This window comes from Polynucleobacter sp. (genome assembly GCF_040400325.1).
Classification (GTDB): domain Bacteria; phylum Pseudomonadota; class Gammaproteobacteria; order Burkholderiales; family Burkholderiaceae; genus Polynucleobacter.
Genome location: NZ_JBBAQK010000005.1, coordinates 93,287 through 119,875, shown reverse-complemented (window position 1 = coordinate 119,875; position 26,589 = coordinate 93,287). Strand labels below are relative to the sequence as shown.

General features: G+C 44.6%; 23 protein-coding genes and 1 pseudogene. 1 reads left to right on the top strand and 23 read right to left on the bottom strand.

Features of this window, described 5'->3' with window-relative positions:
- From ABWP14_RS05880 to secA, 7 genes and pseudogenes are all read right to left on the bottom strand, one after another.
- Positions 1-310, bottom strand: a 310-nt coding sequence (locus ABWP14_RS05880; RefSeq protein ID WP_353202042.1) for a bifunctional ornithine acetyltransferase/N-acetylglutamate synthase, incomplete at its 3' end; no start/stop codon positions are given.
- Between the two features lie 35 nt (positions 311-345).
- Positions 346-642 (bottom strand): hypothetical protein, encoded by a 297-nt coding sequence (locus ABWP14_RS05875; RefSeq protein WP_353202041.1) that lies wholly within the window; start codon positions 640-642, stop codon positions 346-348.
- A 21-nt stretch (positions 643-663) separates the two neighbouring features.
- Positions 664-918, bottom strand: a complete 255-nt coding sequence (locus ABWP14_RS05870; RefSeq protein ID WP_353202040.1) for a MoaD/ThiS family protein — start codon at positions 916-918, stop codon at positions 664-666.
- A gap of 9 nt (positions 919-927) precedes the next feature.
- On the bottom strand, positions 928-2,181 hold the full coding sequence (locus ABWP14_RS05865) for an NAD(P)/FAD-dependent oxidoreductase (protein ID WP_353202039.1): 1,254 nt from the start codon (positions 2,179-2,181) through the stop codon (positions 928-930).
- Between the two features lie 10 nt (positions 2,182-2,191).
- Entirely contained in the window at positions 2,192-4,039 is a 1,848-nt protein-coding gene (locus ABWP14_RS05860) for an aldehyde ferredoxin oxidoreductase family protein (RefSeq protein WP_353202038.1), read from the bottom strand.
- Positions 4,040-4,059: 20 nt separating this feature from the next.
- A pseudogene (locus ABWP14_RS05855) lies at positions 4,060-4,536 on the bottom strand (4Fe-4S dicluster domain-containing protein).
- A 155-nt stretch (positions 4,537-4,691) separates the two neighbouring features.
- Complete coding sequence (secA, locus tag ABWP14_RS05850; RefSeq protein ID WP_353202037.1) at positions 4,692-7,451, bottom strand: preprotein translocase subunit SecA; 2,760 nt, start codon at positions 7,449-7,451, stop codon at positions 4,692-4,694.
- A gap of 52 nt (positions 7,452-7,503) precedes the next feature.
- Between secA and ABWP14_RS05845 the strand changes: the two genes are divergently transcribed.
- Positions 7,504-8,007 carry a hypothetical protein gene (locus tag ABWP14_RS05845; RefSeq protein WP_353202036.1) on the top strand — a complete coding sequence of 168 codons (504 nt, stop codon included), beginning with the start codon at positions 7,504-7,506 and terminating at the stop codon, positions 8,005-8,007.
- Positions 8,008-8,021: 14 nt separating this feature from the next.
- Here ABWP14_RS05845 and lpxC read toward each other — a convergent pair whose 3' ends face one another.
- From lpxC to rsmH, 16 genes are all read right to left on the bottom strand, one after another.
- A complete protein-coding gene (lpxC, locus tag ABWP14_RS05840) occupies positions 8,022-8,936 on the bottom strand; it encodes a UDP-3-O-acyl-N-acetylglucosamine deacetylase (RefSeq protein WP_353202035.1) in 915 nt (304 codons plus the stop codon).
- 29 nt (positions 8,937-8,965) lie between these two features.
- Positions 8,966-9,466, bottom strand: a complete 501-nt coding sequence (locus ABWP14_RS05835) for a peroxiredoxin (protein WP_353202034.1) — start codon at positions 9,464-9,466, stop codon at positions 8,966-8,968.
- Between the two features lie 113 nt (positions 9,467-9,579).
- On the bottom strand, positions 9,580-10,911 hold the full coding sequence (ftsZ, locus tag ABWP14_RS05830; RefSeq protein ID WP_353202033.1) for a cell division protein FtsZ: 1,332 nt from the start codon (positions 10,909-10,911) through the stop codon (positions 9,580-9,582).
- 47 nt (positions 10,912-10,958) lie between these two features.
- Positions 10,959-12,188 (bottom strand): cell division protein FtsA, encoded by a 1,230-nt coding sequence (gene ftsA, locus ABWP14_RS05825; protein ID WP_353202032.1) that lies wholly within the window; start codon positions 12,186-12,188, stop codon positions 10,959-10,961.
- A 9-nt stretch (positions 12,189-12,197) separates the two neighbouring features.
- On the bottom strand, positions 12,198-13,055 hold the full coding sequence (locus ABWP14_RS05820; RefSeq protein WP_353202031.1) for a cell division protein FtsQ/DivIB: 858 nt from the start codon (positions 13,053-13,055) through the stop codon (positions 12,198-12,200).
- Complete coding sequence (locus ABWP14_RS05815) at positions 13,052-14,056, bottom strand: D-alanine--D-alanine ligase (protein ID WP_353202030.1); 1,005 nt, start codon at positions 14,054-14,056, stop codon at positions 13,052-13,054. The genes ABWP14_RS05820 and ABWP14_RS05815 overlap by 4 nt, the downstream gene beginning before the upstream one ends.
- Positions 14,049-15,485, bottom strand: a complete 1,437-nt coding sequence (gene murC, locus ABWP14_RS05810; protein ID WP_353202029.1) for a UDP-N-acetylmuramate--L-alanine ligase — start codon at positions 15,483-15,485, stop codon at positions 14,049-14,051. Before murC ends, ABWP14_RS05815 begins: the two co-directional genes overlap by 8 nt.
- On the bottom strand, positions 15,482-16,555 hold the full coding sequence (gene murG / locus ABWP14_RS05805; RefSeq protein WP_353202028.1) for an undecaprenyldiphospho-muramoylpentapeptide beta-N-acetylglucosaminyltransferase: 1,074 nt from the start codon (positions 16,553-16,555) through the stop codon (positions 15,482-15,484). The genes murC and murG overlap by 4 nt, the downstream gene beginning before the upstream one ends.
- Positions 16,552-17,787 carry a putative lipid II flippase FtsW gene (ftsW, locus tag ABWP14_RS05800; protein WP_353202061.1) on the bottom strand — a complete coding sequence of 412 codons (1,236 nt, stop codon included), beginning with the start codon at positions 17,785-17,787 and terminating at the stop codon, positions 16,552-16,554. Before ftsW ends, murG begins: the two co-directional genes overlap by 4 nt.
- A gap of 32 nt (positions 17,788-17,819) precedes the next feature.
- On the bottom strand, positions 17,820-19,442 hold the full coding sequence (murD, locus tag ABWP14_RS05795; protein ID WP_353202027.1) for a UDP-N-acetylmuramoyl-L-alanine--D-glutamate ligase: 1,623 nt from the start codon (positions 19,440-19,442) through the stop codon (positions 17,820-17,822).
- Between the two features lie 13 nt (positions 19,443-19,455).
- Positions 19,456-20,625, bottom strand: a complete 1,170-nt coding sequence (mraY, locus tag ABWP14_RS05790) for a phospho-N-acetylmuramoyl-pentapeptide-transferase (protein WP_353202026.1) — start codon at positions 20,623-20,625, stop codon at positions 19,456-19,458.
- Positions 20,616-22,055, bottom strand: coding sequence for a UDP-N-acetylmuramoyl-tripeptide--D-alanyl-D-alanine ligase (locus tag ABWP14_RS05785; protein WP_353202060.1), 1,440 nt, complete (start codon positions 22,053-22,055; stop codon positions 20,616-20,618). The genes mraY and ABWP14_RS05785 overlap by 10 nt, the downstream gene beginning before the upstream one ends.
- Complete coding sequence (locus ABWP14_RS05780; protein WP_353202025.1) at positions 22,055-23,605, bottom strand: UDP-N-acetylmuramoyl-L-alanyl-D-glutamate--2,6-diaminopimelate ligase; 1,551 nt, start codon at positions 23,603-23,605, stop codon at positions 22,055-22,057. The genes ABWP14_RS05785 and ABWP14_RS05780 overlap by 1 nt, the downstream gene beginning before the upstream one ends.
- Positions 23,602-25,371 (bottom strand): peptidoglycan D,D-transpeptidase FtsI family protein, encoded by a 1,770-nt coding sequence (locus ABWP14_RS05775; protein WP_353202024.1) that lies wholly within the window; start codon positions 25,369-25,371, stop codon positions 23,602-23,604. The genes ABWP14_RS05780 and ABWP14_RS05775 overlap by 4 nt, the downstream gene beginning before the upstream one ends.
- Positions 25,368-25,634 carry a cell division protein FtsL gene (gene ftsL, locus ABWP14_RS05770; protein ID WP_028819244.1) on the bottom strand — a complete coding sequence of 89 codons (267 nt, stop codon included), beginning with the start codon at positions 25,632-25,634 and terminating at the stop codon, positions 25,368-25,370. Before ftsL ends, ABWP14_RS05775 begins: the two co-directional genes overlap by 4 nt.
- Positions 25,631-26,581: a 16S rRNA (cytosine(1402)-N(4))-methyltransferase RsmH gene (gene rsmH / locus ABWP14_RS05765; RefSeq protein WP_353202023.1), complete on the bottom strand. Its 951-nt coding sequence runs from the start codon at positions 26,579-26,581 to the stop codon at positions 25,631-25,633. Before rsmH ends, ftsL begins: the two co-directional genes overlap by 4 nt.
- Positions 26,582-26,589 lie beyond the last annotated feature (8 nt).

Here is a 26,589-nt window from a genome sequence, read left to right as displayed (position 1 = left end):
CGCAAGTCTCTAAAGCATGCTTCATGCCTTGCTCACCAGTACCGGCATTAGCGTTACCAGTATTGACTACCAATGCACGAATTTCTCCATGACGTCCGTTTTGAGCCAGATGCTCACGGCAGACCTGAACGGGGGCAGCACAAAAACGGTTTAAGGTAAAGACGCCAGCTACCTGAGAACCTGGCGCTAAGGTCATGACCAATAAATCTTTACGATTGGGTTTCTTGATACCAGCTTGAGCAATACCCATCTCAAACCCTGAAATAGGCTTGAGGTCTGTTTTTTGAGGAATAGGTAGATTAACTGGCATAGAACACTTAATAAATAAAATAAAAGGGGCTAAAACTAACCCCCACCCCTACGAGTATAGAGATCAAATCGCTTTAAAGCCTTTTCACATTCTATTGAAGTCCAGTTTTCACTAAAACTCAGTGTTAAGTCTAGAACGGGTATATGCAGGAGGGCAATTTTACGGATTGGCCTGCTGAAACCAATCATCTCCAGCTGAGGATTTTGTGCACTCAGAAAAATATCGCCATCTAACAACAAGCTAGCGTGTGGATATAGATCCCCCAAGGCTTCAGGCAACCAGCGTATCAAGTCTACTGGGGTGCAGCCCATCTCTCTTGTAAATTGAGGCATTTAACTTGGAGCTATAGGGGCTTACCCACCAGCTACTGGGGGACAAATGGCTAAAGCATCATTTGCCTTCAGCACGTACTGATTTCGCTCCTCGGGTTTGATGTAAACCCCATTGACCATCACCAAATGAGCAGACTTGCTAGGGATCTTATAAAGGGCGATCATTTCACCAATCGTACTTCCCTCAGCCACTTCAATGTCAGCTTCAATTCCATTTTTCTTATTCGGAGGGAGATAGCTAGTCAAGCTAGCAAAAAGCTTTAAGGTAACTTGCATACCTAAAGCTTAATTCATCCAGGATGATTGTGCTTGTCCCGCATCTAAATAAGCATCCATCACTTTAGTTGGATCTCCCAATAAAGTCTCTTTCCACTGACCCAATGGAATCTTTCCTTGAATGAGGCCACGCAACACTCCGATATGCTCTGTTGTTCCTATACAGGTAGCACCCACTAAAACATCCTCTAAAAATTCTAGGCGTAAATATTTATAAGCTGCTTGATCTACTAATTCGATATGATCGCCGCCTTTAGCGCCAGCCCATAAACCAAAAGAAGAAGAAATTAAGCCCAGGGTATCTAAAACGTTAATTTGTAGAGCTCCAATACTTTGAGCATCCCCACCAGTCATGCTAATGGCAGCAATTCTGGCTTGTTCAGCAGCATTAGGCTGAATAGCATTGACAATCCGCTCTCCTGTCGAAAAATCAATACTCTCAGTGACATCACCGGCCGCATAAATATCAGGATGGGATGTTTGCATCTTCTCGTTCACCAAAATACCAGTCTGAATATCAAGGCCCGAAGACTTCAGAAAATTAATATTGGGCCGAACACCCGTAGCAGAAATCACCAAATCAACTTCCAGAGATTTGCCATTAGAGAGTTTTACTGTCAAGCCTGATCTAGATTGAGTAATTGCCTCAACCTTAGTATCAGTAAAGACCTGAACACCTTTTTCTTGAACCCATTTTTTTATCATGCCACCTGCAACGTTTGTCATCATACGAGGAACCATACGGTCACCCATCTCGACAACGGTCAGCTCTACTTCTCTACTAGCAAGTGCCTCCAAGATAATGCAGCCAATAAAACCGGCACCCATTTGCAATACTCTTGAGCCTGGTTTTGCTAACTGAGCGATTGCGCGCGCATCCTCTAATGTCCAGCAAGGATGAACTCCTGGTAAATCGATTCCCGGAATTGGGGGCTGAACAGGAACAGAGCCCGTTGCAATTAACAACTTATCAAATGGAATAGACTGGCCATCAAGGTTGATCTTCTTACTCTTAATATCTACAGAAGAAGCTTTAGCTCGAACTTGCTCAATCTTTAATTTTTCAAAGTATCCAAGATCCTTCCGTAGATAAGTACCGGATTCCTCAATATTGCCCATTAATAAATAAGGAATCGCCATCCGAGAATATGGGGGCTCATCTTCAGAGCCAATCAACACAATTTGATCTTGAGGAGAACGCTTACGAATTGTCTCCGCTGCAATTACTCCAGCCGGGCCATTGCCCAAAATGACATGCTTCATCAATGAAGACTCAAAGACCTAAGCGCTTCAAAGTTTCTGCGCTAGGACGCCCTTCGGGATCCCAGCCACGAATCTTGTAGTACTCGGGCAGCATCTTATCTAAGCCACTAACTGAACCTTTGCCAGGCCCTGTTTTAGCTGCCTCAGTCATTAAGCGCTTCGGTAATTTATCGTCCTTATTGGTAAATCCAGCACGATTATTAAAGTCACGCTCCATATTCCAGATTCGCTCACCAATAGTAGTTAAGTTTTCAACAGTAAACTCGTCGCCACAAGCTGCCTGCAATTGTGGGGCGACATCTGCCAAAGTCCATGCAAAGCTTGTAAAAATGCAAATGCCCGCTGCATCAAAAGCTGCTGTTGCATCCTGAAAAGCTTTCACTAATTCTGGTTTGCCATTGGTATCAGCAGGTTCAGTTTTTACTGGAATACCGAGCACTTCTGAGGCAATGGTGTAACCACGCAGATGACATGCTCCACGATTCGACGTGGCATAGGCCAAACCAATACCTTGAATCACGCGACCGTCATACGCTGGAAACTCTTGACCCTTAACACTCATTGAAAGATCAGGGTGACCATATTTTTTTGTTAGGCGAGCCGAACCAAGGCCTATCTCTTTTCCAAAACCAATACCTTCAGTAGTAATTTCAGCTAAATAACAAAGAGCCTTTGCTGAACCGAAAGGTGCTTCGATACCAATCTGATCTTTTGTCAGAACACCCATTTCATAGAGCTCCATTACTGCACCAATGGTTGCTCCAAAAGAAATAGGGTCTAGACCTTGCTCATTACATAACTGATTAGCATATTGCAGCGTCTCTATATCGTTCACGCCATTAGCCGCTCCAAGAGCCCAAGCCGCTTCGTACTCTAGACCGCCGGATGCGTGCATATGTTGTGGCTTATTTTGAATTGAAAAGTGGGTATCATCAATTTTTGAGATTCGTCCACAAGCAATCGTGCAGGCAAAGCAAGCTTGGTTTGTTACTAAATGAGCTTTACCATCTGATTCACGTGGAGCTACCATTGCCTCTGCAGAAATATCCTTAGCACCCTCAAATTGCACATCCTGATGATTACGAGTGGGAAGTGCTCCCACTTCATTAATTACATTCATGAGCACTTGTGTTCCATAAGTCGGAAGACCTTGTCCGGTCACTGCATGACCAGCCAATACAGCCTTGCCAGCAGTGGTTGCGGCCATGAATGCTTTAGGATCTTTGATATTTCCAACACCTTTAGTACCTCTTACTGCAATTGCTTTCAAATTCTTGCTGCCCATCACTGCACCAACACCAGAACGGCCAGCTGCACGATGTAAATCATTCACAATAGCGGCATATAAAACCTGATTTTCACCAGCACGACCGATACACGAAACTCTGATCTGTGGATCTTGATGTTTAATCTTGATCGTTGGCTCTGTTTCCCAAACAGATCTTCCCCATAAATCTGAGGCATCTAATAATTCTGCTTTATCGTTTTCAATATATAAATACACAGGCTTAGGTGACTTTCCTTCAAAAATCACCATATCCCAGCCAGCCATCTTTAGTTCAGCACCCCAATAGCCACCAGAGTTTGAGCAGGCCATTGCCCCAGTCAATGGACCTTTAGTAACAACGGTATAACGGCCACCTGTCGATGCCATGGTTCCCGTCAAAGGACCTGTTGCCCAAATAATTTTATTTTCAGAGGACAGTGGATCCACTTTTGGATCAACCTCTTCAATAAAATACTTTGAAGCTAGGCCGCGTGATCCTAAATATTCTTTAGCCCACTGCATATTGAGCGGTTCTGATTGGCAAGTGCCCTTGCTTAAATTAACGCGAAGAAGTTTTCCAGCCCATGACATGATATTTTTCCTATACTTTATTAGTTAGCGTTATCTTGATTGCCGAGCTTGTCGGCCCATCCACGCATTCTGTCTAAACCAGTCCAATCCGCGTCAACATAAGTAATTGCCTGAGTTGGGCAAGCGGTTACACATGCTGGATCGCCACCACATAAATCACACTTTTGTACCTTGCCAGTATCTTGAACGTAATTAATTGTTCCGAAAGGACAAGAGATGGTGCATACCTTGCAACCAACGCAGGTGTCTTCAGAAACAACCTTAGCGCCAGTGATCAAATCGACTCGAATAGCATCTACAGGACATGCCTGAAGACACTATGCCTCATCACATTGAGTGCAGGTATAGGGAACTTTTTTACCTGTTTTATGAAATTCAAATACCTTAATGCGGGATTTTGAGGTATTGAAGACTCCATAGTGCTCATAGCTACAGGCCATTTCACACTGAAGACACCCAGTACATTTATCTGCGTTGATGTGCAGTGACTTTTGCATGCCGATTCCTTTTGCTCATAAATGCAATTCTTTGCATATAAGCTTCAATAATCGACGATAGAATCCTTTCTGCATAACTAGGGAAAGCCCTAAAGCCTAGCTATATTCCAAAAAAAGGGGGCTAGGCCCCCATATGCGCTTCAGAAATTACTCTATTACGCTAATGCACCACAGCAATTCTTATATTTCTTAACGCTGCCGCAGGGGCAAGGGTCATTACGACCAACTTTAAGCCCGGTACGAATAGGTGCTGGGGTGAGCTCAACCTCACCCTGGTCAGGAACATTAGCAATAGCAGTCTCTGCTTCTGCATGTTGATATTTTACATCAGAAAGCTTAGCTAAATCTTCATTCATCGATTCAGAGGCCTGATCTAACTCGCTAGCACTTCGAATTTGCACGGTCATGATACTTTTCACAACATCATTTTTGATGACTGCCAAGAGTTCACCGTATAGCTCAAAGGCTTCACGGCGATATTCCTGTTTAGGATCTTTTTGAGCATAGCCACGCAAATGAATGCCCTGACGAAGACGATCTAAAGCAGCTAAATGTTCACGCCAATGCATATCTAAACTATACAAAAGAACCGAGCGCTCGAAACCCGCAAAGGACTCGCGACCAGATAACTCGACCTTAGCGTCATAAACCTCTTTAGCAGCCTGTAATACACGCTCTACAATTTCAGAATCCTCTACCGTCTCTGCACTCTCAACCCACTTTTGCAGATCTAAATTCAGACCCCACTCACTAGCGAGGACATTTTCTAGGCCAGGCAAGTCCCACTGCTCTTCCATCGATTCCTGGGGAACATAAACCGAGCATACTGAGCGGAGCACATCATCACATAAATTAGTAACTAACTCACCAACATCACTGCTTTCTAGCACTTCATTTCTGAGGCGATAGGTTTCTTTGCGTTGATCATTAGCTACGTTGTCATACTCCAATAATTGTTTACGGATATCAAAGTTACGGCCCTCAACCTTACGCTGTGCGGACTCAATCGAACGAGTCACCATACCGGCTTCAATTGGCTCTCCATCAGGCATCTTCAAGCGTTCCATCACGGAACGAAGGCGATCACCAGCAAAAATACGTAAGAGGGGATCATCTAATGAAAGATAAAAACGAGATGATCCTGGATCTCCTTGACGACCAGAACGGCCCCGCAATTGATTATCAATACGACGACTTTCGTGTCGCTCAGTACCAATAATGTGCAATCCGCCAGCCTCTAAAACCTGATCATGAATACTTTGCCATTCATCTTGAAGGCCTTTAATCTTAGTCGCCTTCGCAGTATCTGATAGTGATGCATCTAACTCAAGCAGCGTGGATTGCTTAGCAACATTACCGCCAAGTACGATGTCCGTTCCGCGACCAGCCATATTGGTCGCAATCGTGATCATCTTAGGGCGACCTGCTTGCGCAATAATTTCTGCTTCACGTGCATGCTGTTTTGCATTCAAAACTTGATGCGGCATCTTTTTCTGATTTAGTAAATTAGCAATCAACTCAGAATTTTCAATCGAAGTTGTACCTACTAATACTGGCTGGCCACGCTCATAGCAGTCTTCGATGTCCTTAACCACTGCGTCATAGCGTTCGCGCGAAGACTTATAAATCTGATCTTGACGATCCTTACGCTGACTAATTCTGTTTGGAGGAATGATCACCGTCTCAAGGTTATAGATTTCTTTAAATTCATATGCCTCAGTATCGGCTGTACCAGTCATACCAGCCAACTTGCCGTACATACGGAAATAATTTTGGAAGGTGATGGTTGCTAAGGTTTGATTTTCATTCTGAATCGCTACACCTTCTTTAGCCTCTACTGCTTGATGTAAACCATCAGACCAACGACGTCCTTGCATTAGACGACCGGTAAATTCATCAACAATAATCACCTCATTGTTTTGCACCACATAATGTTGATCACGGTGGAATAAAGAATGGGCACGCAAGGCGGCATAAACATGGTGCATCAAAGTAATGTTTTGTGGCGCATACAAAGAGTTGCCATCATTGAGGGCCCCCAATTGCACCAATATAGTCTCAGCCTTATCGTGACCTTGCTCAGTCAAATAAACCTGCTGAGACTTTTCATCTACCCAATAATCACCTGGCTTCTCAACGCCAGTACCATCTGATTTTTCTTCGCCAATTTGAAGCTCTAGATAAGATGGAAGTACATTAATCTTGAGGTATAGATCCGTTTGATCATCCGCTTGGCCAGAAATAATTAATGGTGTACGCGCCTCATCAATCAAAATTGAATCGACCTCGTCAACGATTGCATAAGCTAAACCACGCTGAACACGCTGCCCTACATCTTGCACCATGTTATCGCGCAAATAATCGAACCCAAATTCATTATTGGTTCCGTAAGTAATATCAGCAGCATAAGCAGCCTGCTTGGTAGTGTGCTCCATCTGCGAGAGATTGGTACCTACTTGCATGCCTAAAAAGTTATATAACTTAGACATCCACTCTGCGTCTCGCTGAGCCAAGTAATCATTTACAGTAACAACATGCACGCCCTTACCAGTAAGTGCATTTAAATATACTGGCAGAGTCGCTGTTAATGTTTTTCCTTCACCAGTACCCATTTCGGCAATCTTGCCGTAATGCAAGGCCAAACCACCAATAATCTGGGCATCAAAATGACGCATCTTCATCGCACGAACGCTAGCCTCACGAACTACCGCAAATGCCTCTGGTGTGATGTCATCTAGGGACTCGCCCGCAGCTAGGCGTGCTTTAAATTGCTCAGTTTTTGCCGTCAATGCAGCATCATCCAAAGCTTGAAGGCTAGGCTCAAAAGCGTTGACCTTGGCAACTACTTTGCGATACTGCTTTAAGAGACGGTCGTTACGACTGCCGACCAGGGTTTTAAGAAGACCGATTACCATGGGATATAGAAGAAAATGAAGACCTTGAGTTTATCACCCGCATCCCCTTTTTATGAACTTTGCCTCTAAACCAAAACGCAGTCAAACTGCCCATGAATGGGTTGATTACCTCAGAGAATCTGAAGGTTTGGGGGGTATATTGGCTAAGACCGAAGACTTAGCCAAACTAAAATCCATATTAGGTCGCTCCTTATCCGCACTTGATTTAGGGCAATTTAGTCAAAAAATCGAGCTTGGTTGGCGCCAAGGAGACCAAAAAGAACTGTATTTAGTGGTGAGTAATGCTAGCATTGCTACTCGTTTGCAACAAGTTTTACCCAGTTTAATCAATGAGTTAGCAAAAAATGGCTTGGTTTGCGGGGCGATTAGGGTGCAAGTAAAGCCGAACCCTCCCAACTGGGATATCAAGGCTAGGGCAGATGCTCGGGCACCACGTAAACCCACTGGGTTAAATGAAGTTGCTCGTTCCTCTTGGCAGGGCCTGCTCGAAAAATTAGCTCCAGACTCAAGCCTTCGCAAGGCAGTTGAAAAATTGCTGCAAAACAAACCCAAGTAATTCGGAAGAAATTCTCAGAAAAAGAGTGGTTGACTCTCTTGAGAGTAGGCCTCTGGTGCCTTATGAATAGAGAAGGTGCTGATTTCGTAGGAGCTCGGATCTTCTAGCAACTTACGTAACAATGCATTATTTAGAGCATGGCCTGATTTTTCGGCAACATAAGCACCAACAATAGGATGCCCCACTAAATACAAATCACCAATCGCATCGAGAATTTTATGACGAACAAATTCATCTTCATAACGAAGTTCTTCATTATTCAAAATACGATGCTCGTCCAAAACAATTGCATTATCTAAGCTACCGCCGCGTGCTAAGCCCATTTCACGTAATGCCTCTACTTCATGAGCAAAGCCAAAGGTACGAGCGCGACCAATTTCACTGCGATAAGCGTGCTCAGCAAAATCAACAATGAAACGCTGTCCAGTTTTATCTAAAGCGGGATGTTTAAAGTCGATTGTGAAATCTAATTTAAACCCAAAGAATGGCTCTAGACGAGCAAGCTTATCTCCTTCGCGCACCTCAACAAGCTTCTTAATCACCATAAACTGTCTTGGAGCATCTTGCTCTACGATGCCAGCAGATTCAATTAAAAATAAAAAGGAGGCAGCACTGCCGTCCATGATCGGCACTTCTTCGCCATCTAATTCAATCAAAAGATTATCCAAACCCAAACCAGCACAGGCTGACAATAAATGTTCAACAGTAGAAACTCGGACGCCATCTTTTTGTATTACTGAAGCTAAACGGGTGTCACATACTGCCAGTGCGGTAGCAGGAATCACCGATGGCTCTGGAGTATCCATACGAACAAATTGAACCCCTGAATTTATTGGTGCAGGCTTAATCGAGATCGTAACCTTACGACCAGAGTGCAAACCAATGCCTACGGTCTTCACCGGAGTAGCAATGGTTCTTTGTTTCATCATGGTCTTATCTCTAAATTCAGGGGAATAAATTACAGTTTTTTTAGAATTGAGGCTGCATCGCTCACTTCAAACTTACCAGGAGCTTCACGATCTAGACTTTTCACGACGCCATTTTCAACAATCATGGCATAACGATCAGAGCGCACACCCAAACCACGAGCCATTAAATCTAACTCCAAGCCCATCTTTTTGGTGAACTCGCCACTGCCGTCACCCATCATGCGAATTTTTTTGTCGACCTTTTGATCTCGTCCCCATGCACCCATCACAAATGGGTCATTCACTGAAATACACCAAATCTCATCGACTCCTTTTGCTTTGATCGCATCGAAGTGCTCAACATATCCAGGAACATGTTTAGCAGAGCAGGTTGGCGTGAATGCGCCCGGCAAAGCAAAAATAACAATTTTTTTACCAGCAACTAATTTATCAACTTCAAAAGCATTAGGTCCTAAGGTACAGCCCTCGCTCTCTTCATTCAAAAATTCATACAAAGTAGCGTTAGGTAGTTTTTGTCCAACAGCAATCATGACATCTCCAATAAGTAGTTGTTAGTTAGTATGCCAACGCAAGCGCGGGATTCGTCGTCCGGAGGGGCGCCCGCGCTGGCATTTCGCAACTATCTATTGTATTGAGCAGTCAATTAATCTGCTTGTTTTCGTAAAAAGGCTGGAATCTCATAGTAATCAGCCCCTTTATCCAACATAGTCTTTGCTTGAGGAGAGCTATCTGCGCCCAAAGTCGGAGCAGCAGCTGCCTCACGGGAGCTTCGGAAAACCCGTGGCAAATCATATTGGCTGTAATCAACACTACCGGCACCAGCTGATTGAGCGGGCAAGGAAGATAAACCTCCAGCCATCGCTGCACTTGTACCTAAGATAAAGTTCATACCAACCTTACTCATAGCAGCAGAAGGACTAGCAGGGGCAAAACTATTGAGATCAGCCATAGTTGGCATTGCATCATTTGTACCAGTAGCCTGTCTCCAGACTACTTCTGGTTGATGAGCTTGACGTGCTTGTGGATTATTCAATCCAGTTGCAACAACTGTCACACGCAGAGCATCACCCAAGCTATCGTCATATACCGTACCAAAAATAACGGTTGCATCATCAGCGGCATAACCACGAATAGCGGCCATCACTTCACGTGTTTCTGATAACTTCAATGTATGGCTTGCAGTAATATTTACCAAGACACCACGTGCACCTGATAAATCCACGCCTTCAAGTAATGGTGAGGCAACCGCAGCTTCTGCAGCTAAACGTGCGCGGTCCATGCCCGATACAGTTGCAGTACCCATCATGGCTTTACCTTGCTCGCCCATGACAGTTTTCACATCTTCAAAGTCAACGTTGATTAAACCCTGAACATTGATAATTTCTGCAATACCAGAAACGGCGTTATGCAACACATCATCTGCACAAGCAAAAGCCTTATCAAACTCAGCATCCTCACCCATTACTTCAAACAACTTCTCATTCAGAACCACGATCAATGAGTCTACATATGATTCGAGTTCAGAAGCACCGTGCTCTGCTACCTTTAAACGTTTCACACCTTCAAAGTCAAATGGCTTACTAATCACGCCAACCGTGAGAATACCCATTTCTTTTGCTACCTGTGCAACGATCGGAGCAGCGCCAGTGCCTGTACCGCCACCCATACCAGCAGTAATAAATACCATATGAGCCCCTTGCAATGCATCGGCTATACGCTCACGTGCTTCGATAGCCGAAGAGGCACCGATCTCAGGTTTTGCTCCGGCACCCAATCCACTAGAGCCCAGTTGCAAATTCACAGATGCTTCTGAACGCCGTAAGGCACCTGCATCGGTGTTCATGCAAATAAACTCTACGCCACTCACTCCGCGACGGATCATGTGCTGAACGGCATTGCCTCCAGCGCCACCGACTCCAACCACTTTAATCATGGTTTTGCCAGCAGTATCTTGATCTAACATTTCAAATTCCATATACCCTCCTAGGTAATTAACTTACTACATTGACGACGACGAAAAACTTAAAAATTTCCTGCAAACCATTCCTTCATGCGCGAGAGAACTCCTTGAAGCGCGCCTGACTGAGAAACACGACGACCCCGTAATAACTGAGCTTGACCTTCCATCAACAAACCAATGCTGGTGGCGTAGCGGGGGCTACGTAAAACTTCATGTAAATGGCCACGATATTCAGGAGTACCAATACGAGCAGGTCTTAAAAACACTTGTTCTGCTAACTCGACCATTCCAGGCATTAAAGAGGTGCCCCCAGTCAGCACAATTCCAGAAGAAACCATATCCTCATAGCCAGAGTCACGTACAACGCCTCTAACCAAAGTGAACAACTCTTCAACACGAGGCTCGATTACCGCAGCTAATGCTTGCTTAGACATCGGACGAGGTTCACGATCACCTACGCCTGGGACATCAATCATTGCAATAGGATCGGCCATCTCTTGACGCGCGATCCCATGAGCAATTTTTAAATCTTCTGCATCAATGGTTGGGGTGCGTAATGCCATTGCAATATCATTAGTAATTTGATCGCCGGCAATCGGAATCACTGCAGTATGACGAATAGAACCTTGACAATAAATCGCGATATCGGTGGTTCCTCCGCCAATATCAACCAAGACAACGCCAAGCTCTTTCTCATCATCAGTCAATACTGCCAAGCTAGATGCCAAAGGCTGCAAAATTAAATCATTTACTTCTAAACCACAGCGACGCACACACTTCACAATATTTTGTGCAGCACTTACCGCACCAGTCACAATGTGCACCTTTACTTCTAAGCGTAGACCACTCATACCAATCGGCTCGCGGACATCCTCTTGACCATCAATAATGAATTCTTGAACCAAGATGTGAAGAATCTGTTGATCCGTTGGAATATTGATTGCTTTAGCAGTTTCTAAAACGCGCTCTACGTCGCCTTGACCAACCTCTTTATCTCGAATCGCAACCATGCCACTCGAGTTAAAACTCACAATATGATTTCCAGCAATCCCAGTAAAGACCTGAACAATCTGACGATCAGCCATTACCTCAGCCTCTTCTAGAGCTTTGTGAATAGACTGAACAGTTGCCTCAATATTGACAACAACGCCTTTCTTTAAACCCTTAGAGGCAGTCTGACCAACACCCACAACATTAAATTGACCATCAGGAGCTAATTCAGCAACCAAGGCAACCACCTTGGATGTACCAATATCTAAGCCGACCAATAAATCGCGATTATCTTTACTCATTCCGATTCCTCATTGCTTCTGCTCACTTTTTTTTCCATCAACATCATTCTTTTTTAAACTGGCAGCAGCTAAATGAACTGCAAAGCCATTCGCATATCGCAAGTCAACCGCATCAATGCGATTTCCCCACTTCTCTTGTACTTGTGGCCAATACTTAAATAGACGTGCTACACGTTCTTCCGTTAAGTTCTTGTCGGAGCTTTCTTCGTCGCGTCCAAATTCCACCTTCATACCATTGGATAATTTGACATGCCAGGCATATCTTTCGGTCAGCGCTAAACTTTTTACCTCTACACCCCATGGCTTAAACCAAGCGGTAGCTTTGTCATAAAGGTTCATGACTTCTTTACTAGCATCAGCTGGCCCATAAAAATCAATTAGATAAACTTCATCACTAATTTCAGATACACGGCCTGCAAATAATTCGCCATAGGTATTCATCAAGGTATGGCTATCTGCCCCGCCCCATGTACCAAATGGCTTTTGTTCTTCAATACTGACTACTAAACCATTTGGCCAGACACGGCGTACATTAGCGTGGCGAACCCAAGGCATACTTTCAAATCCGCGCTTGACGTCTTCTAAACGAACGCTAAAGAAATTTCCTTGGACGGTTTCAAGGACTTGCTGTTTCACAATCGGCTTATTAATATGTTTTAGAGTTTGTCCGGCAACAGGTTCAATTTGAATTTGCTTCAGCATAAAAACAGGGCGCTGACTCAGCCACACTAAAATTCCGATTACCATCATTACTGCAAAACAACGCATCAAGAAACGGCTAAGGCTTTGCATTCGCCCCGGATGGTTCCAAAGCGGAGACATGATGACGGAGAAGATATCTCCAAATCGGTCTAAAAGAGTGCTCATGCGCTAGCGCCCTCCTTTTGCTGCATAGTTTGGCTCAGCAACCACAAGACCAAGTCTGCATAAACCACACCCGCTGCTTTGGCTGCCATCGGCACCAATGAGTGAGATGTCATGCCCGGAGAAGTATTCATCTCCAGCAAATAAGGTTTACCTGTCTTCTGATCAAGCATGACATCAGCACGGCCCCAGGTACGGCATCCTAAAGCTTTGTAAGCCAATAAAGATAAAGCTTGAACTTGGGAATTCACTTCTGGCGCAAGCCCAGTAGGGCAGAGATACTGGGTCTCATCTGAAAAATACTTATTATGAAAATCATAATTGGCTTGCGGGGGAATAATTTTGATTACTGGTAATGCCTCTGCCGTAGCACCCTGACCTACTAAAGGACAAGTTAATTCATCACCAATAATGCAAGTCTCAGCAATTACCTTTTTATCTAGTCCTGCTGCCAATTGATAAGCGGCAGGCAACTCATCTACAGATTTCACTTTAGTTAAACCGAGTGATGATCCCTCATGTGCAGGTTTGACAATCAGTGGCAGGCCTAACTTTTTAACCACTGCAGACCAATCACTCGCTGGAGTCAGTTCTTCAAATTCAGGGGTAGCTAAACCATTGCTGATCCAAATTTGCTTGGTTGCAATTTTGTCAATTGCTAAAGCTGAAGCTAAGACACCGCTACCGGTATAAGGAAGGTTGAGCAATTCTAATAAGCCTTGAATTGTTCCATCTTCACCATATCGGCCATGCAGAGCAATAAATACTCTATCAAATTTTTCTTTGGCTAATTCTGTTGGGCACCTTAAGCCTGTATCAAAAGCATAGGCATCAACACCTTTAGCTCGCAATGCTTCTAAGACGCCATTACCAGACAACAGTGAAATTTCTCGCTCACCAGAGCGCCCACCCAAAAGAACGCCGACTCTACCTAAAGATTTCAGATCTAAATTGGCTAACTGCGTCTGAACGCGCTGACCCCAATCCATCAGTTGTTTAGACATGCTTTGCCTCCACCAGCGTGTAGGGCAAAGTGGAAATAGAACCTGCTCCCATCGCAATCAAGACATCGCCATCTTTTAAAATTTCACTTAGCTTTTCAGGCATCTCGCCAATATTGGCTGCAAATACCACAGCAGAAGAATCAAGTGCAGCCTTTGAGTTCTGATCTTCAGCAAGTGCTGCCTTCATGAGACTCTTACCATCAGCACCAGGAATTTTTGCCTCACCTGCTGGATATACTTCAGTCAATACCAAAGCATCAAAATTTCTCAGTACTTGCACGAACTCGCCAAAACAATCACGCGTTCTTGTGAATCGATGTGGCTGGAATGCCAGTACTAAGCGACGGTTTGGAAATGCCCCTCTTGCAGCGGCTAAGGTAGCTGCCATCTCGACCGGGTGATGACCATAGTCATCAATTAATGTAAAGCTGCCACCAGCGAGCAAGGTAATATCACCATGGCGCTGGAAGCGCCGACCTACCCCACCAAAATGAGATAAAGCCTTAGTAATAGCTTCGTCACTCACGCCTAATTCAGTCGCAACACCAATTGCAGCTAAAGCATTTTGAACATTATGTAAGCCTGGTAAATTTAAAGTGATGTTGAGTGGACCTGGTTTATTACCATGTCGACGTACCGTCCGTCGCTCTACTGTGAAATGCATTTTCGTTCCATCGGCACGAATATTACTGGCGCGAATATCTGCGTCGTCTGATAGTCCATAACGTAATATTGGCTGTGAAACAAAAGGAATAATGTCACGGACATTCGCATCATCAATGCATAGCACCGCTACTCCATAAAAAGGCATACGCTGAATAAATTGCACAAATGCCTGCTTCAACCTAGCCATATCGTGCTGATAAGTATCCATATGGTCAGCATCAATATTAGTGACTACTTCCATCGCTGGAAATAGCTGCAAAAATGATGCATCTGATTCATCCGCCTCTACAACAATGAAATCGCCTTGCCCCAGGCGTGCATTAGCACCAGCAGAATTGAGTTTGCCACCAATCACAAAGGTTGGATCTAAACCACCTTCAGCCAATACTGACGCAACCAAACTAGTCGTTGTGGTCTTTCCATGCGTTCCTGCAATTGCAATTCCTTGCTTTAAACGCATCAACTCACCCAGCATGACTGCGCGCTGAATGACAGGAATTTTTGCTGCTCGAGCTGCCAACACTTCTGGATTATTACCAGCTACAGCGGTTGATATCACGACAGCTTCTGCTGTTCCAATATTTTTTGGGTCATGCCCAATATGAATAACAGCACCTAATTCACCAAGACGCTTAGTGGTGGCACTTTCAGCTAAATCTGATCCAGAGACTTGGTAGCCCAAATTCAATAAGACCTCAGCGATACCACTCATGCCTGCACCACCAATACCGACAAAATGAATTTGCTGAACGATATGCTTCATACGCCCACTCCCGCACAATTGGCACATACCTCGGCAACTCGTTGAGTAGCGTGCGGCTTAGATAAAGCATGGGCACGCAATGCCATCGCTTTTAGATCGGAGCGATTAATATTTTGAATCATTAATGCCAAATCCTGAGGATTGAGGAATGGCTGTGGTAACAATATTGCGGCATCTGCATCCGACAAAAATTTTGCATTAGCAGTTTGATGATCATCAATCGCATGGGGAAATGGCACTAAACAAGATGCAACGCCACAGGCAGCTAACTCAGAAACAGTCATTGCCCCCGAGCGACAAATGACTAAATCTGCTTGAGCATATGCCGCTGGCATATCATCAATAAATGAGCGAATATCCGCCGTAACCCCCAACTGCTCATAGCGTATTTGTAGTTCCGCTAAATGCTTATCGCCTGCCTGATGGATTACCTTAGGTCGATCTTTTAAAGGAATTAATGCCAAAGCTGCTGGAACGTTTTCATTTAAAGCTGCCGCACCCAAACTTCCGCCTACAACTAAGATTGATAAGGGGCCTTGCCGCTCTTCGTAACGTAATGCTGGCAAAGGGACGCGGTCAAACTCTTCACGTATAGGGTTGCCAACCCACTCTGCAGAGTTGATCGTGTCTGGAAATCCTGTTAATACTCGCATCGCAATTTTGGTGAGAGCGCGATTTGCACTACCTGCAACTGAATTAGATTCGTGTAAAACCAATGGGCGCTTTAATAATTTAGTGACCAAGCCGCCAGGGAAAGTAATATAGCCGCCCATACCCAAAACCACACTTGGTTTAAGGCGACGCATAATTTTCCAACTTTGAAAACAAGCTCGTATCAAATTCATTGGCAGCATCAGTTTGGCCTTGAGCCCTTTACCTCGTAAGCCACCAAAATCTATGGCTTCAAAAGGAAAATCACAGGACTTCACCAGGCGGTACTCCATCCCGTTTCTATTGCCCAACCAAGCCACATTCCAGCCACAGATCCGCAAATATTCAGCGACGGCAAGGCCCGGGAAAATATGCCCGCCAGTACCGCCAGCCATCACCAGAATTGAGGGTTTAGTCACAACTTCCCTCCACGCATCAAGATGCGGTTCTCATAATCAATCCGAAGCAACATCGCAATTGCTACAGCATTCATCAAAATACCTGATCCACCATAGCTCACTAATGGCAATGTCAAACCTTTAGTTGGCAATAAGCCTAGGTTCACGCCCATGTTGATAAACGCTTGCCAACCAATCCAAATTGCTACGCCTTTTGCTGCTAGACCAGCAAAACTTCGATCCAATTGCAAAGCTGTACGGCCAATGATGAAAGCGCGCCGAACAATCCAATAAAAGAGGAAGATCACCACTACTACACCTACAAAGCCAAGCTCCTCGCCGATTACAGCCATGATGAAATCAGTATGGGCTTCCGGCAGGTAATGCAGTTTCTCTACACTTCCGCCTAGCCCTGTACCAAACCATTCCCCTCGGCCAAACGCCATTAGTGAATGCGTTAATTGATAACCCTTATTAGCAGCGTTATCCACTTGCCATGGATCCATAAAAGCAAGCATTCGTCCACGACGAAAGGGCGACAGGGCAATCATGATTGCCACGCTTAAAAAGCCCACCATAATTAGGCCACCAAATAATTTGGCATTGATACCGCCTAAAAATAAAATTCCAAATGCTATTAAGCCTATAACCACAAGGGCGCCCATATCGGGCTCAGCCATTAGCAAGCCACCAACCAAAGCGACTGCCACACCCATTGGCAGCATGCCTTTTACAAATGAGTGCAGATACTCTTGACGTTGCACGGTGTAACTTGCAGCAAAGATCACTGCAGCAAACTTCATTAGTTCTGAAGGCTGAAAAGTCAGGGGGCCCAACATAATCCAACGTTTGGCGCCATTAACACCCTTACCAACGCCTGGAATGAGAACGGCGATTAAAAGTAGCAGAGTTAATCCAAAAATGACCGGTGAATATCGATCCCAAACCCTCGTTGGAATCTTAAATACCCAAATTGCCACACCGATAGCAATACTCAAAGAGATGAGGTGGCGTATCAAGAAGAAGTTACTGCTGTAGTTAGCATACTTTGGGCCATCAGCCAAAGTAATTGAGGCTGAATACACCATCACCAAACCAATCAATGCTAACGATAAAACCGCCCAGACTAGTAACTGGTCGTAATCCATCATCCGTGAACGAGTTTGCTCTACGCCAGACACGGCGTCCCTTAAGCCGCTGCGGAAATTATCTATACCGCCCCTTGAGAAACTCCAGAATCGGTTTAGGCCCATACGATTTTCAGGAAATAGTTTTTCTCTTAAGCTCATACTTGAACTCCTTCGAGTCGCATACTCAATTCTTCAACTTCAGAGAAAAATACTTCGGCGCGCTCAACGTAATCACGAAACTGATCAAAGCTTGCACATGCGGGCGATAGCAAGACAAGATCCCCCGATTGGGCCTGTCTTGCAACTGCTTGAACAGCGGCTTGCAAGGTACCACTATTAGTACATGGCACTTGTTCACTGAGGGCTTCTGCAATTTTCTCTGCATCTTGGCCAATCAAGAAGACGCCCTTGACAAAGCGCAATGCAGGTTCGCGCAATGGTCTAAAATCTTGACTTTTTCCATCGCCACCAGCAATCAACCAAATTCGCTTGCCTGCTGCACCATTACCCAAACCATTTAATGCTGCGACAGTTGCACCTACATTTGTTCCCTTGCTGTCATCGATATATTCGACATCGTTGACAATCGCGATACTTTGAACACGATGGGGCTCCCCGTGATAATCACGTAAACCATGTAACAAAATATTCATGGGTAAATGAGCTGCCCTAGCTAAAGCTAATGCAGCCAAAGCATTCATTGCATTGTGGCGCCCACGAATACGCAGTGCATCAGCAGGTATTAAGCGCTTCAAACGCAAAGGCTCATCTTCTTTCACTACAGCACTCTTACGACGACGCCTAGGCTTCAGCTCAATATCTTCATCAATCTCAGCCCATACTAGCCAATCAATCCCTCCAGCACGTAAGTCATGCTCAATACCAAATGCGCCTTGCTCATTGGGTTGATTTGCGCCAAAGGTCAGTATTGAGCGCTTCGTTTTTTGATCTTCAGAAAGCAATCCCATTACCAAGGGATCATCGCGATTTAAGATACAAACTGTGTCAGTACCAAATATTTTTGCCTTTGCATCTCCATATGACGACATGTTGCCATGCCAATCTAAATGATCTTGCGAGAGATTCAGTATGGTGGCGGCAGTGGCATTTAAAGTAGAGGTGTAAACCAACTGGAAGCTAGATAACTCCAACACCCAAATATCAGGCATATCTTCTAACTGATCAGATTCATCCAAACAAGACATTAATTTTTCTAAGGCTGCTGGACTGATATTTCCTGCTACTGCCACCTTCTTGCCTGCTCGCTCACACAGTTGACCTGTAAGCGCAGTAGTTGTTGTCTTACCATTTGTTCCAGTAATAGCGAGCACTGTTGATGCATAAGATGAGTTGCGTGCTAAGGCCATGCACTCAAGAGCGGCTATTGCACGAGCAAAAAACTCAATCTCACTCCAAACATCTACTCTAGATTTTCTAGCCTTTACTAAAAATGATTGGGCCGGCTCTTTTAATGGAGATAATCCCGGGCTGATACCAATCACATCAATGTCAGTTAAGCAGTCATCAACTAAAGGTCCAAATTGAATATCTTTAAGACCAGCAAACTTTAACTCCTCTAACCAGGCATTTTGTGTATCGGTAAATTTAGACTGATCTCGAGTATCAGCGAAACGAACAGAAGCGCCATTTCGCAAGCACCATTTAACCATGGCAACACCAGACTCTCCGAGACCTAAGATTAAAAAACGCGTAGGCGCTTCATAGCCAGCATTGGTTATTGCAGCAGGATTTGCGAAAGTATTTTCTAAATTAAGCATATTTACTTTTAGCTCACCGTAATTTCAGGCTAGATAAGCCAATTAAAACTAATAGGATGGTGATAATCCAGAAACGAACCACGACTTGTGTTTCTTTCCAGCCACCTAACTCAAAGTGATGGTGCAAAGGAGCCATCCGAAAAATACGGCGCCCCTCACCAAAGCGTTTCTTGGTAAATTTGAACCAGAGCACTTGCAACATGACAGAAAGTGTCTCGGCTACAAAAATACCGCCCATCACGAATAAAACTATTTCTTGTCGAACGATGATTGCGATAGTTCCAAGTGCGCCCCCAAGAGCTAAAGCACCAACGTCACCCATAAATACTTGTGCTGGATGCGCGTTGTACCAAAGGAAAGCTAAACCCGCTCCACCCATGGCGCCACAAAAGATCAATAACTCACCGGCACCAGGAATATATGGAAACAATAAATACTTTGCATAGATGGCATTACCCATTACATAGGCAAACGCTCCCAATGCTGCACCCACCAAGATCACAGGCATGATGACTAAGCCATCTAAACCATCTGTCAGATTCACTGCATTACTACTTCCCACAATCACTAAGTAACTCAGGATAATGAAGCCCATCATTCCCAGTGGATAACTCACCTCTTTCATAAAGGGCAAGAGCAAATTCGTTTTAGCAGGCAGATCTAAGGCAAAGCCACTCTTTAGCCAATCGTAGAAAAGTTGTAACACTTTCAGGTTATTTACCTCTGAAACTGAAAAGGCTAAATAGATTGCAGCGAATAAACCAATAAGGGTCTGCCACATGAATTTTTCTCTTGAAGGCATTCCTTTGGGATCTTTCTGAGTAACCTTACGATAGTCATCTACCCAACCAATCAGACCAAAACCAAACGTCACAATCATCACAATCCAAATAAAACGATTGCTCAAGTCAGCCCATAACATGCAAGAAATAAAAATGCCAATCAAGATTAATACGCCGCCCATCGTAGGTGTGCCTGATTTAACTAAATGTGTCTGTGGTCCATCATTACGAACTGCTTGACCCATCTTCAAAGCAGTTAATTTACGAATCACCCAAGGGCCTGCTGCCAATCCAATTAATAGCGCTGTCACTGTTGCAAGCACTGCTCTAAAGGTAATGTAATTAAAGACTCTAAGGAATCCAAAATCATCCTGTAACCATTGTGCCAAGATTAAGAGCATGTCTTAGCCTCCTCTAACAAGGCTTGTACTATGCGCTCCATACGCATAAAACGAGAACCTTTAACCAAAATATTTAAATGCCGATTGCCATGAGCTATCTGTCCCTGTAATTCATTTCTTAATTGCGCAATGAGCAGATCCATATCTGCAAAATGCGATGCACTAGTCATTAGCGAGAGGGTTTTCTTGGCATCTTCGAAACCAGTAATTGCAAACTGACATTGTTCGCCTAGAGTAAATAATTTATTGACACCCTGAGCGGCAGCGTAAGCCCCTACTTCTCGATGAAATTCTGGCCCCTGATTGCCTACTTCACCCATATCACCCAGAATTAACCAAGAGCTATTTCCAGTTTGCTTTAAAGTATCAATTGCAGCCCTTACTGAATCAGGATTTGCGTTGTAACTATCATCAATTAAGGTGTAATTATTATCAATATGCTTAGCCTGCATGCGACCATTAACAGGTAAAAACGCTTCAAGTCCTTGTTTGATTTTCTCAAGACTCACTCCAGCGGCTAAGGCGACAGCACTGGCTGCTAAAGCATTGCGAACGTTATGCCTACCTAAAGTATTGAGTCGAACCTGCAAGACTCCCTGCTCTGCTTGTATTTGTACTTGACCATTATTTAAAAGACGTCCAGTAACAGAAGCCTTTACAGAAGATGAGCCTGATAACAATACAAAATCGATTATCTTTCTACCGGCAGCAGCCTTGTGCCATACCTCAGCAAATTCTGAGTCTGCTGGAAAAACGGCTACCCCGTCTTTTGGCAAAGCTTTAATTGCAGCAGAATGTTCTTCAGCAACTGCAGCCACTGTTGCCATAAACTCTTGATGTTCACGTTGCGCGTTATTAATCAGAGCAATATTGGATTGTGCAATCGCCGCCAATACAGCCGTTTCGCCTGGATGATTCATTCCTAGCTCTACCACTGCGAGGCGATCAGTCGAACGTAATTTTAATAAGGTGATTGGTAGCCCAATCTCATTGTTAAGATTGCCATTTGTAACTAAGAAGCAATCCTCACCAACCGCTGCCTTGAAAATTGAGGCAATCATTTCTTTTACCGTAGTCTTGCCATTGCTTCCAGTAACTAGAGCTAATGGAATTAGATGCTTTGCACGCCATGCTGCAGCTAACTCTCCCAATCCAATTCTGGTATCGGGTACACAGATTGCTGCTAAATTTGCTGGGCATTTATCTTGCTGACTAATCAGCACTCCTCCTACGCCTACTTTAGCTACATCAGATAAAAAATCATGGGCATCAAAACGCTCGCCTGCTAGGGCTACAAATAATTCACCTACTTCAATTTGGCGACTATCTGTACCGACTCTGGAAATCATGATCTGCTCAGCTAGCACTTCAGAACTATTTATCAGCGTGCTGCCTGGAAGCATGGCCTGCACTTGCGCTAGGGTTGTCATCACACTCCACCCCCAGCAGCCAAAAGAATATGCTCTTGATCAGAAAAATCGAATTTTTTGCCGCCAATTTCCTGCGAAGTTTCATGACCTTTGCCTGCTACCAACACAATGTCATGCATATCAGCATGACGAACGGCAGCCATAATAGCGGCTGCACGATCAGCCAACATTTGAATATTTTGTGCATCGTGACTCATACCAGCGCGAATCATATTCATAATTTCTAAAGGATCTTCGGAGCGAGGGTTATCACTAGTAATAATGATGTGATCTGCAAGATGCTCTGCTACAGCACCCATTTGTGGACGTTTGCCGGGATCACGATCACCGCCACAACCAAATACACACCAAATTTTTCCTGAGCGCTGTTCTGCAATTGCGCGAATAGCCAGTAGAGTCTTTTGTAAAGCATCGGGAGTATGCGCATAATCCACTACAACCAACAAAGCGTCAGATTTATTAGCTTTACCAAGCGGTATGAGCTCCATGCGACCCGGAACAGGACGAAGTTTCACAATACATTTGCTGGCTTCATCACTAGTAAAGCCTTGCGTTAGCAATACAGCCCATACAGCTAAAGCATTACTTAAATTAAATTCCCCGATCACTGGAACGTGAACCGTATTTTCACTCACACCTTGATGCACAAATAGCGCGTCATACCCAACGCCATAGAGAACACTATCTTTTGCATAGATTCGCTGTAAGTGCTCGCCAAATTTTTCAAAGCCCTTTAGAGCCTCTTTACTTAAAGCATAAGCCCATACCTTGGTAGCGCCTTTTGCCAAAAGCTTCATTCCCAGCTCACGACCAAATGCGTCATCAAAGTTTATAACGGCATGTTCTAAGCCAGCAAACTGAAATAGCTTTGCTTTTGCCTCAGCATAATTAGCCATACTGCCGTGATAATCTAAATGGTCCTGCGTCAGATTTGTAAATACCGCACAATTGAATTGCGTACCAGCAATGCGTCCTTGCTCTAAAGCATGAGAAGAAGCTTCCATTACCAGTTGCTTCGCACCTGTACTCAATAGTTCATATAGTTGTGTTTGAAGCTTTGGAGCATCAGGGGTGGTATACCCAGTCTGCAATAACGACCCCACAAAACCTGTACCCAAAGTACCCAACACAGCAGTGCGATGATGAGCGCTATCAAGAGCTGAAGCTAACCACTGGGTAATACTCGTCTTACCATTGGTGCCGGTGACGCCAATCATTTGAAGTTTCTGGCTAGGATAGCCATACCATTGCGCACAAAGCTGTCCTGCCTTGGCAGCAAGATTTTCAACTGCCACGCATTGTGGATGGCCTAAATATTGAGCTCCAAAACCAGCAGGATCAAACACTACGGCCGCCGCACCATTTTCTAGAGCTGCATCAATATATTGACGACCATCTCTGAGGGCATTGCCATGACCGACTGGGTATGCAAAAAAGATATCACCAGGCTGTATCTGGCGACTATCCGCCCTTACCTTTGCAGAGGCATTTGCTAGGCTGTGCAGGTGTTCAATCAAGTGATTAGGTTCTATATTCAATGCTGCACTCATCTTTTCAGAACCGCATGTTGAGCTTGTACATTTGCAGTGCGAATCTCTTCGGGTGTTTTATCTTGCAATACCATTTGCTTCACTTTGGCATCAGGCAATACATTCAAGGTATGAAGTGTTTCGCTAACAATGGTCGAAAAGACCGGTGCTGCTACTTCACCGCCATAGTGACCACCTTTGGTTGGCTCATCAATCATGACTGCCACGACAATCCGAGGCGCACTAATCGGTGCTAATCCAGCAAAGTAGGCGCGATATTTATTCCCATAAACCTTACCGACTAACTTGTGTGATGTCCCCGTTTTTCCACCGACACGAAAACCTTCAGCTTGAGCCTTAAGAGCTGTGCCACCAGGCTCAGTAACTGTCTCGAGCATGCCACGCATTTCGATTGCAGTCTTGGCTGAAATAACGGGAGTGCCTGGCTTAAATTCAGGACTGCGCTCAATTGTTAATGGCACTAATTCTCCGTCACGAGCAAAGATGGTGTATGCCCTTGCCAACTGAAAGAGCGAAGAAGAGATGCCATAACCAAATGCAATACGCGCCTGATCAGACGGTACCCATTTTTTATAGGGGTGCAAAGTTCCTGTAACGGCCCCAGGAAAACCAATCTTGGGAGCTTGTCCAAAACCTGCGGCCGTATATAGATCCCACATTTCTTGTGGGCTGGTATTCATAGCTAATTTAGCGGTTCCAATGTTGCTAGACTTTTGAATAATCTGAGCGATGGTTAATGTGCTGTAGGGATGAGTATCTGTAATCGGCTTTGGCCCAATTAAATATTTCGCGCCAATCACCATTTGGGTATTTGGCTGAACTTGCCCTTTTTCGAGTGCCAATGAAACCGTAAATGGTTTCATTGTTGAGCCAGGCTCAAAAGTATCGGTGAGTACGCGGTTGCGTAATTGCTCACCAGTTAAGTACTTTCGATCATTCGGGTTATAGCTAGGGTAATTAGCCAATGCCAATATTTCACCAGTCTGGGTATCTAACACTACCGCACCGCCGGCTTTAGCCTGATGCTTTTCAACCGCGCTCTTCACTGCGTTATAAGCTAGAAACTGGATCTTGCTATCGATAGAAAGGCTTAAGTCTTTACCATTTTGTGGCAATTGCAAGATCGCCATTTCTTCAACCACTCGACCAAGGCGATCTACGACTACCCTTCTTTGTCCAGGATGACCGGCGAGCTCTTTCTCTCTAGAAAGTTCCATTCCTTCTTGGCCACGATCTTCTACGTTAGTAAAGCCAACGACGTGCGCCATCGCCTCACCCTCTGGATAGAAGCGTCGATATTCGTTATTCAAACCAATGCCAGGAATTTCTAACTGCTTAATTTTCTGGGCGACGGCTGGATCAACCTGACGTTTTAAGAATATTTGCTTACGCTCTTCTTTCAACTTCTTACGCAATTCTGCCTCGCTAATTTGCAATAGATTGGCAAGCGCTTTGACTTTTTCTGCAGAAAGATCATCAGGTACTGTGTCGTTATAAGCAATCACAGACTTTGCTTCTAGACTTGTAGCAATCACTTGACCATTGCGATCCAGAATTTTTCCACGACTTGCTGGTAGCTCTAATTCGCGTTGAGTACCTCGTACTCCTTTAGCTTCATAAAAAGCATTTCCTGGACCTTGGATCCAAAAAGCCCTAATTAATAACAGCATAAAAACAAAAAATAAAAGAAATAACATCAAACGCGACCGCCACATTGGCAGGCGTAACACTAAATTTGGGGTTGTAGAGAAGCCAACTGGTCTCATTTAACTTCCTTTAGGTACAAAGTACGTTCAGGAGAGATCGGTGACATCCGCAATTGATTTCGCGCCACATCACGTATACGAGCGGATTTAGAAAGATTACGTTGCTCATATTCGAGACGCAACCATTCTTGATTTAATTTTCGTTCTTCAATTTGGGCACGCTCTAGCTTAATAAATAACTTACGCGCACGTTGTTGTGCTGCCACTAGCGAAAGAGCACAAATGACTAACAAGATCAGCAAAGTTAAGGTCGCTCGATTCATGTAACTGACCCCAAGCGTTTTTCAGCTACACGCATAATGGCCGAACGGGCACGCGGATTTTCTAAAACCTCTGCCTCACTTGGCTTAACACGTCCAATCATTTCTAAAGCACTTTGTGGCAAGTCTTTTTCGCGAACTGGTAGACCACGAGGCACTTCTACTTTTGAGTGGACCTGCATAAATTGCTTCACGATTCGATCTTCTAAGGAATGGAAGCTGATTACTACCAACCTAGCACCAGGCTTTAATAATTTAAGCGCTGCCTTCAAGCCCAACTCCAAATCCTCTAACTCGCGATTGATTAATATTCTCAATGCTTGAAAAGTTCTGGTTGCAGGATCTTGACCAGCTTCACGTGTGCGCACAACACTTGCTACAAGACTGGCCAGTTGTGTAGTAGTTTGTGGTGACGAGCCTTCTTCGCGCTTGGCAACAATAGCCTTTGCAATTTGAAATGCAAAACGCTCCTCTCCGTAAGTCTTAATCACGTGAGTGATTTCCTCTTGAGGCGCTTGCTCTAACCACTGCGCGGCCGTTAATCCATGCTCTGTATTCATGCGCATGTCCAAAGGACCTTCGCGGCGAAATGAAAATCCACGATGTGCCTCGTCCACTTGAGGTGAGCTGATCCCCAAGTCCAACAGAATTCCATCGACTGATTCTGGCTCGGCGTACTGACCCATTTGTGCAAAGCTGTCGTGCACGATCTGTAAGCGAGGATCGTTGATCTGCTGTGCTACTGCTATCGCATCCAAATCTTTGTCGAAAGATATCATGCGAGCGGATGACGGTAGCTGCTTGAGCAAAGCCTGAGTATGACCACCGCGCCCAAAGGTGCCATCGATGAGTAGGATATTTTTTGCTTGGTCTGGCTCTTGAATGAGTGGGCCGCTGATTAGCGCCGTCACCGCCTCGGCCAGCAACACTGGGCGATGAGTTGTGTTCATGGCACCCT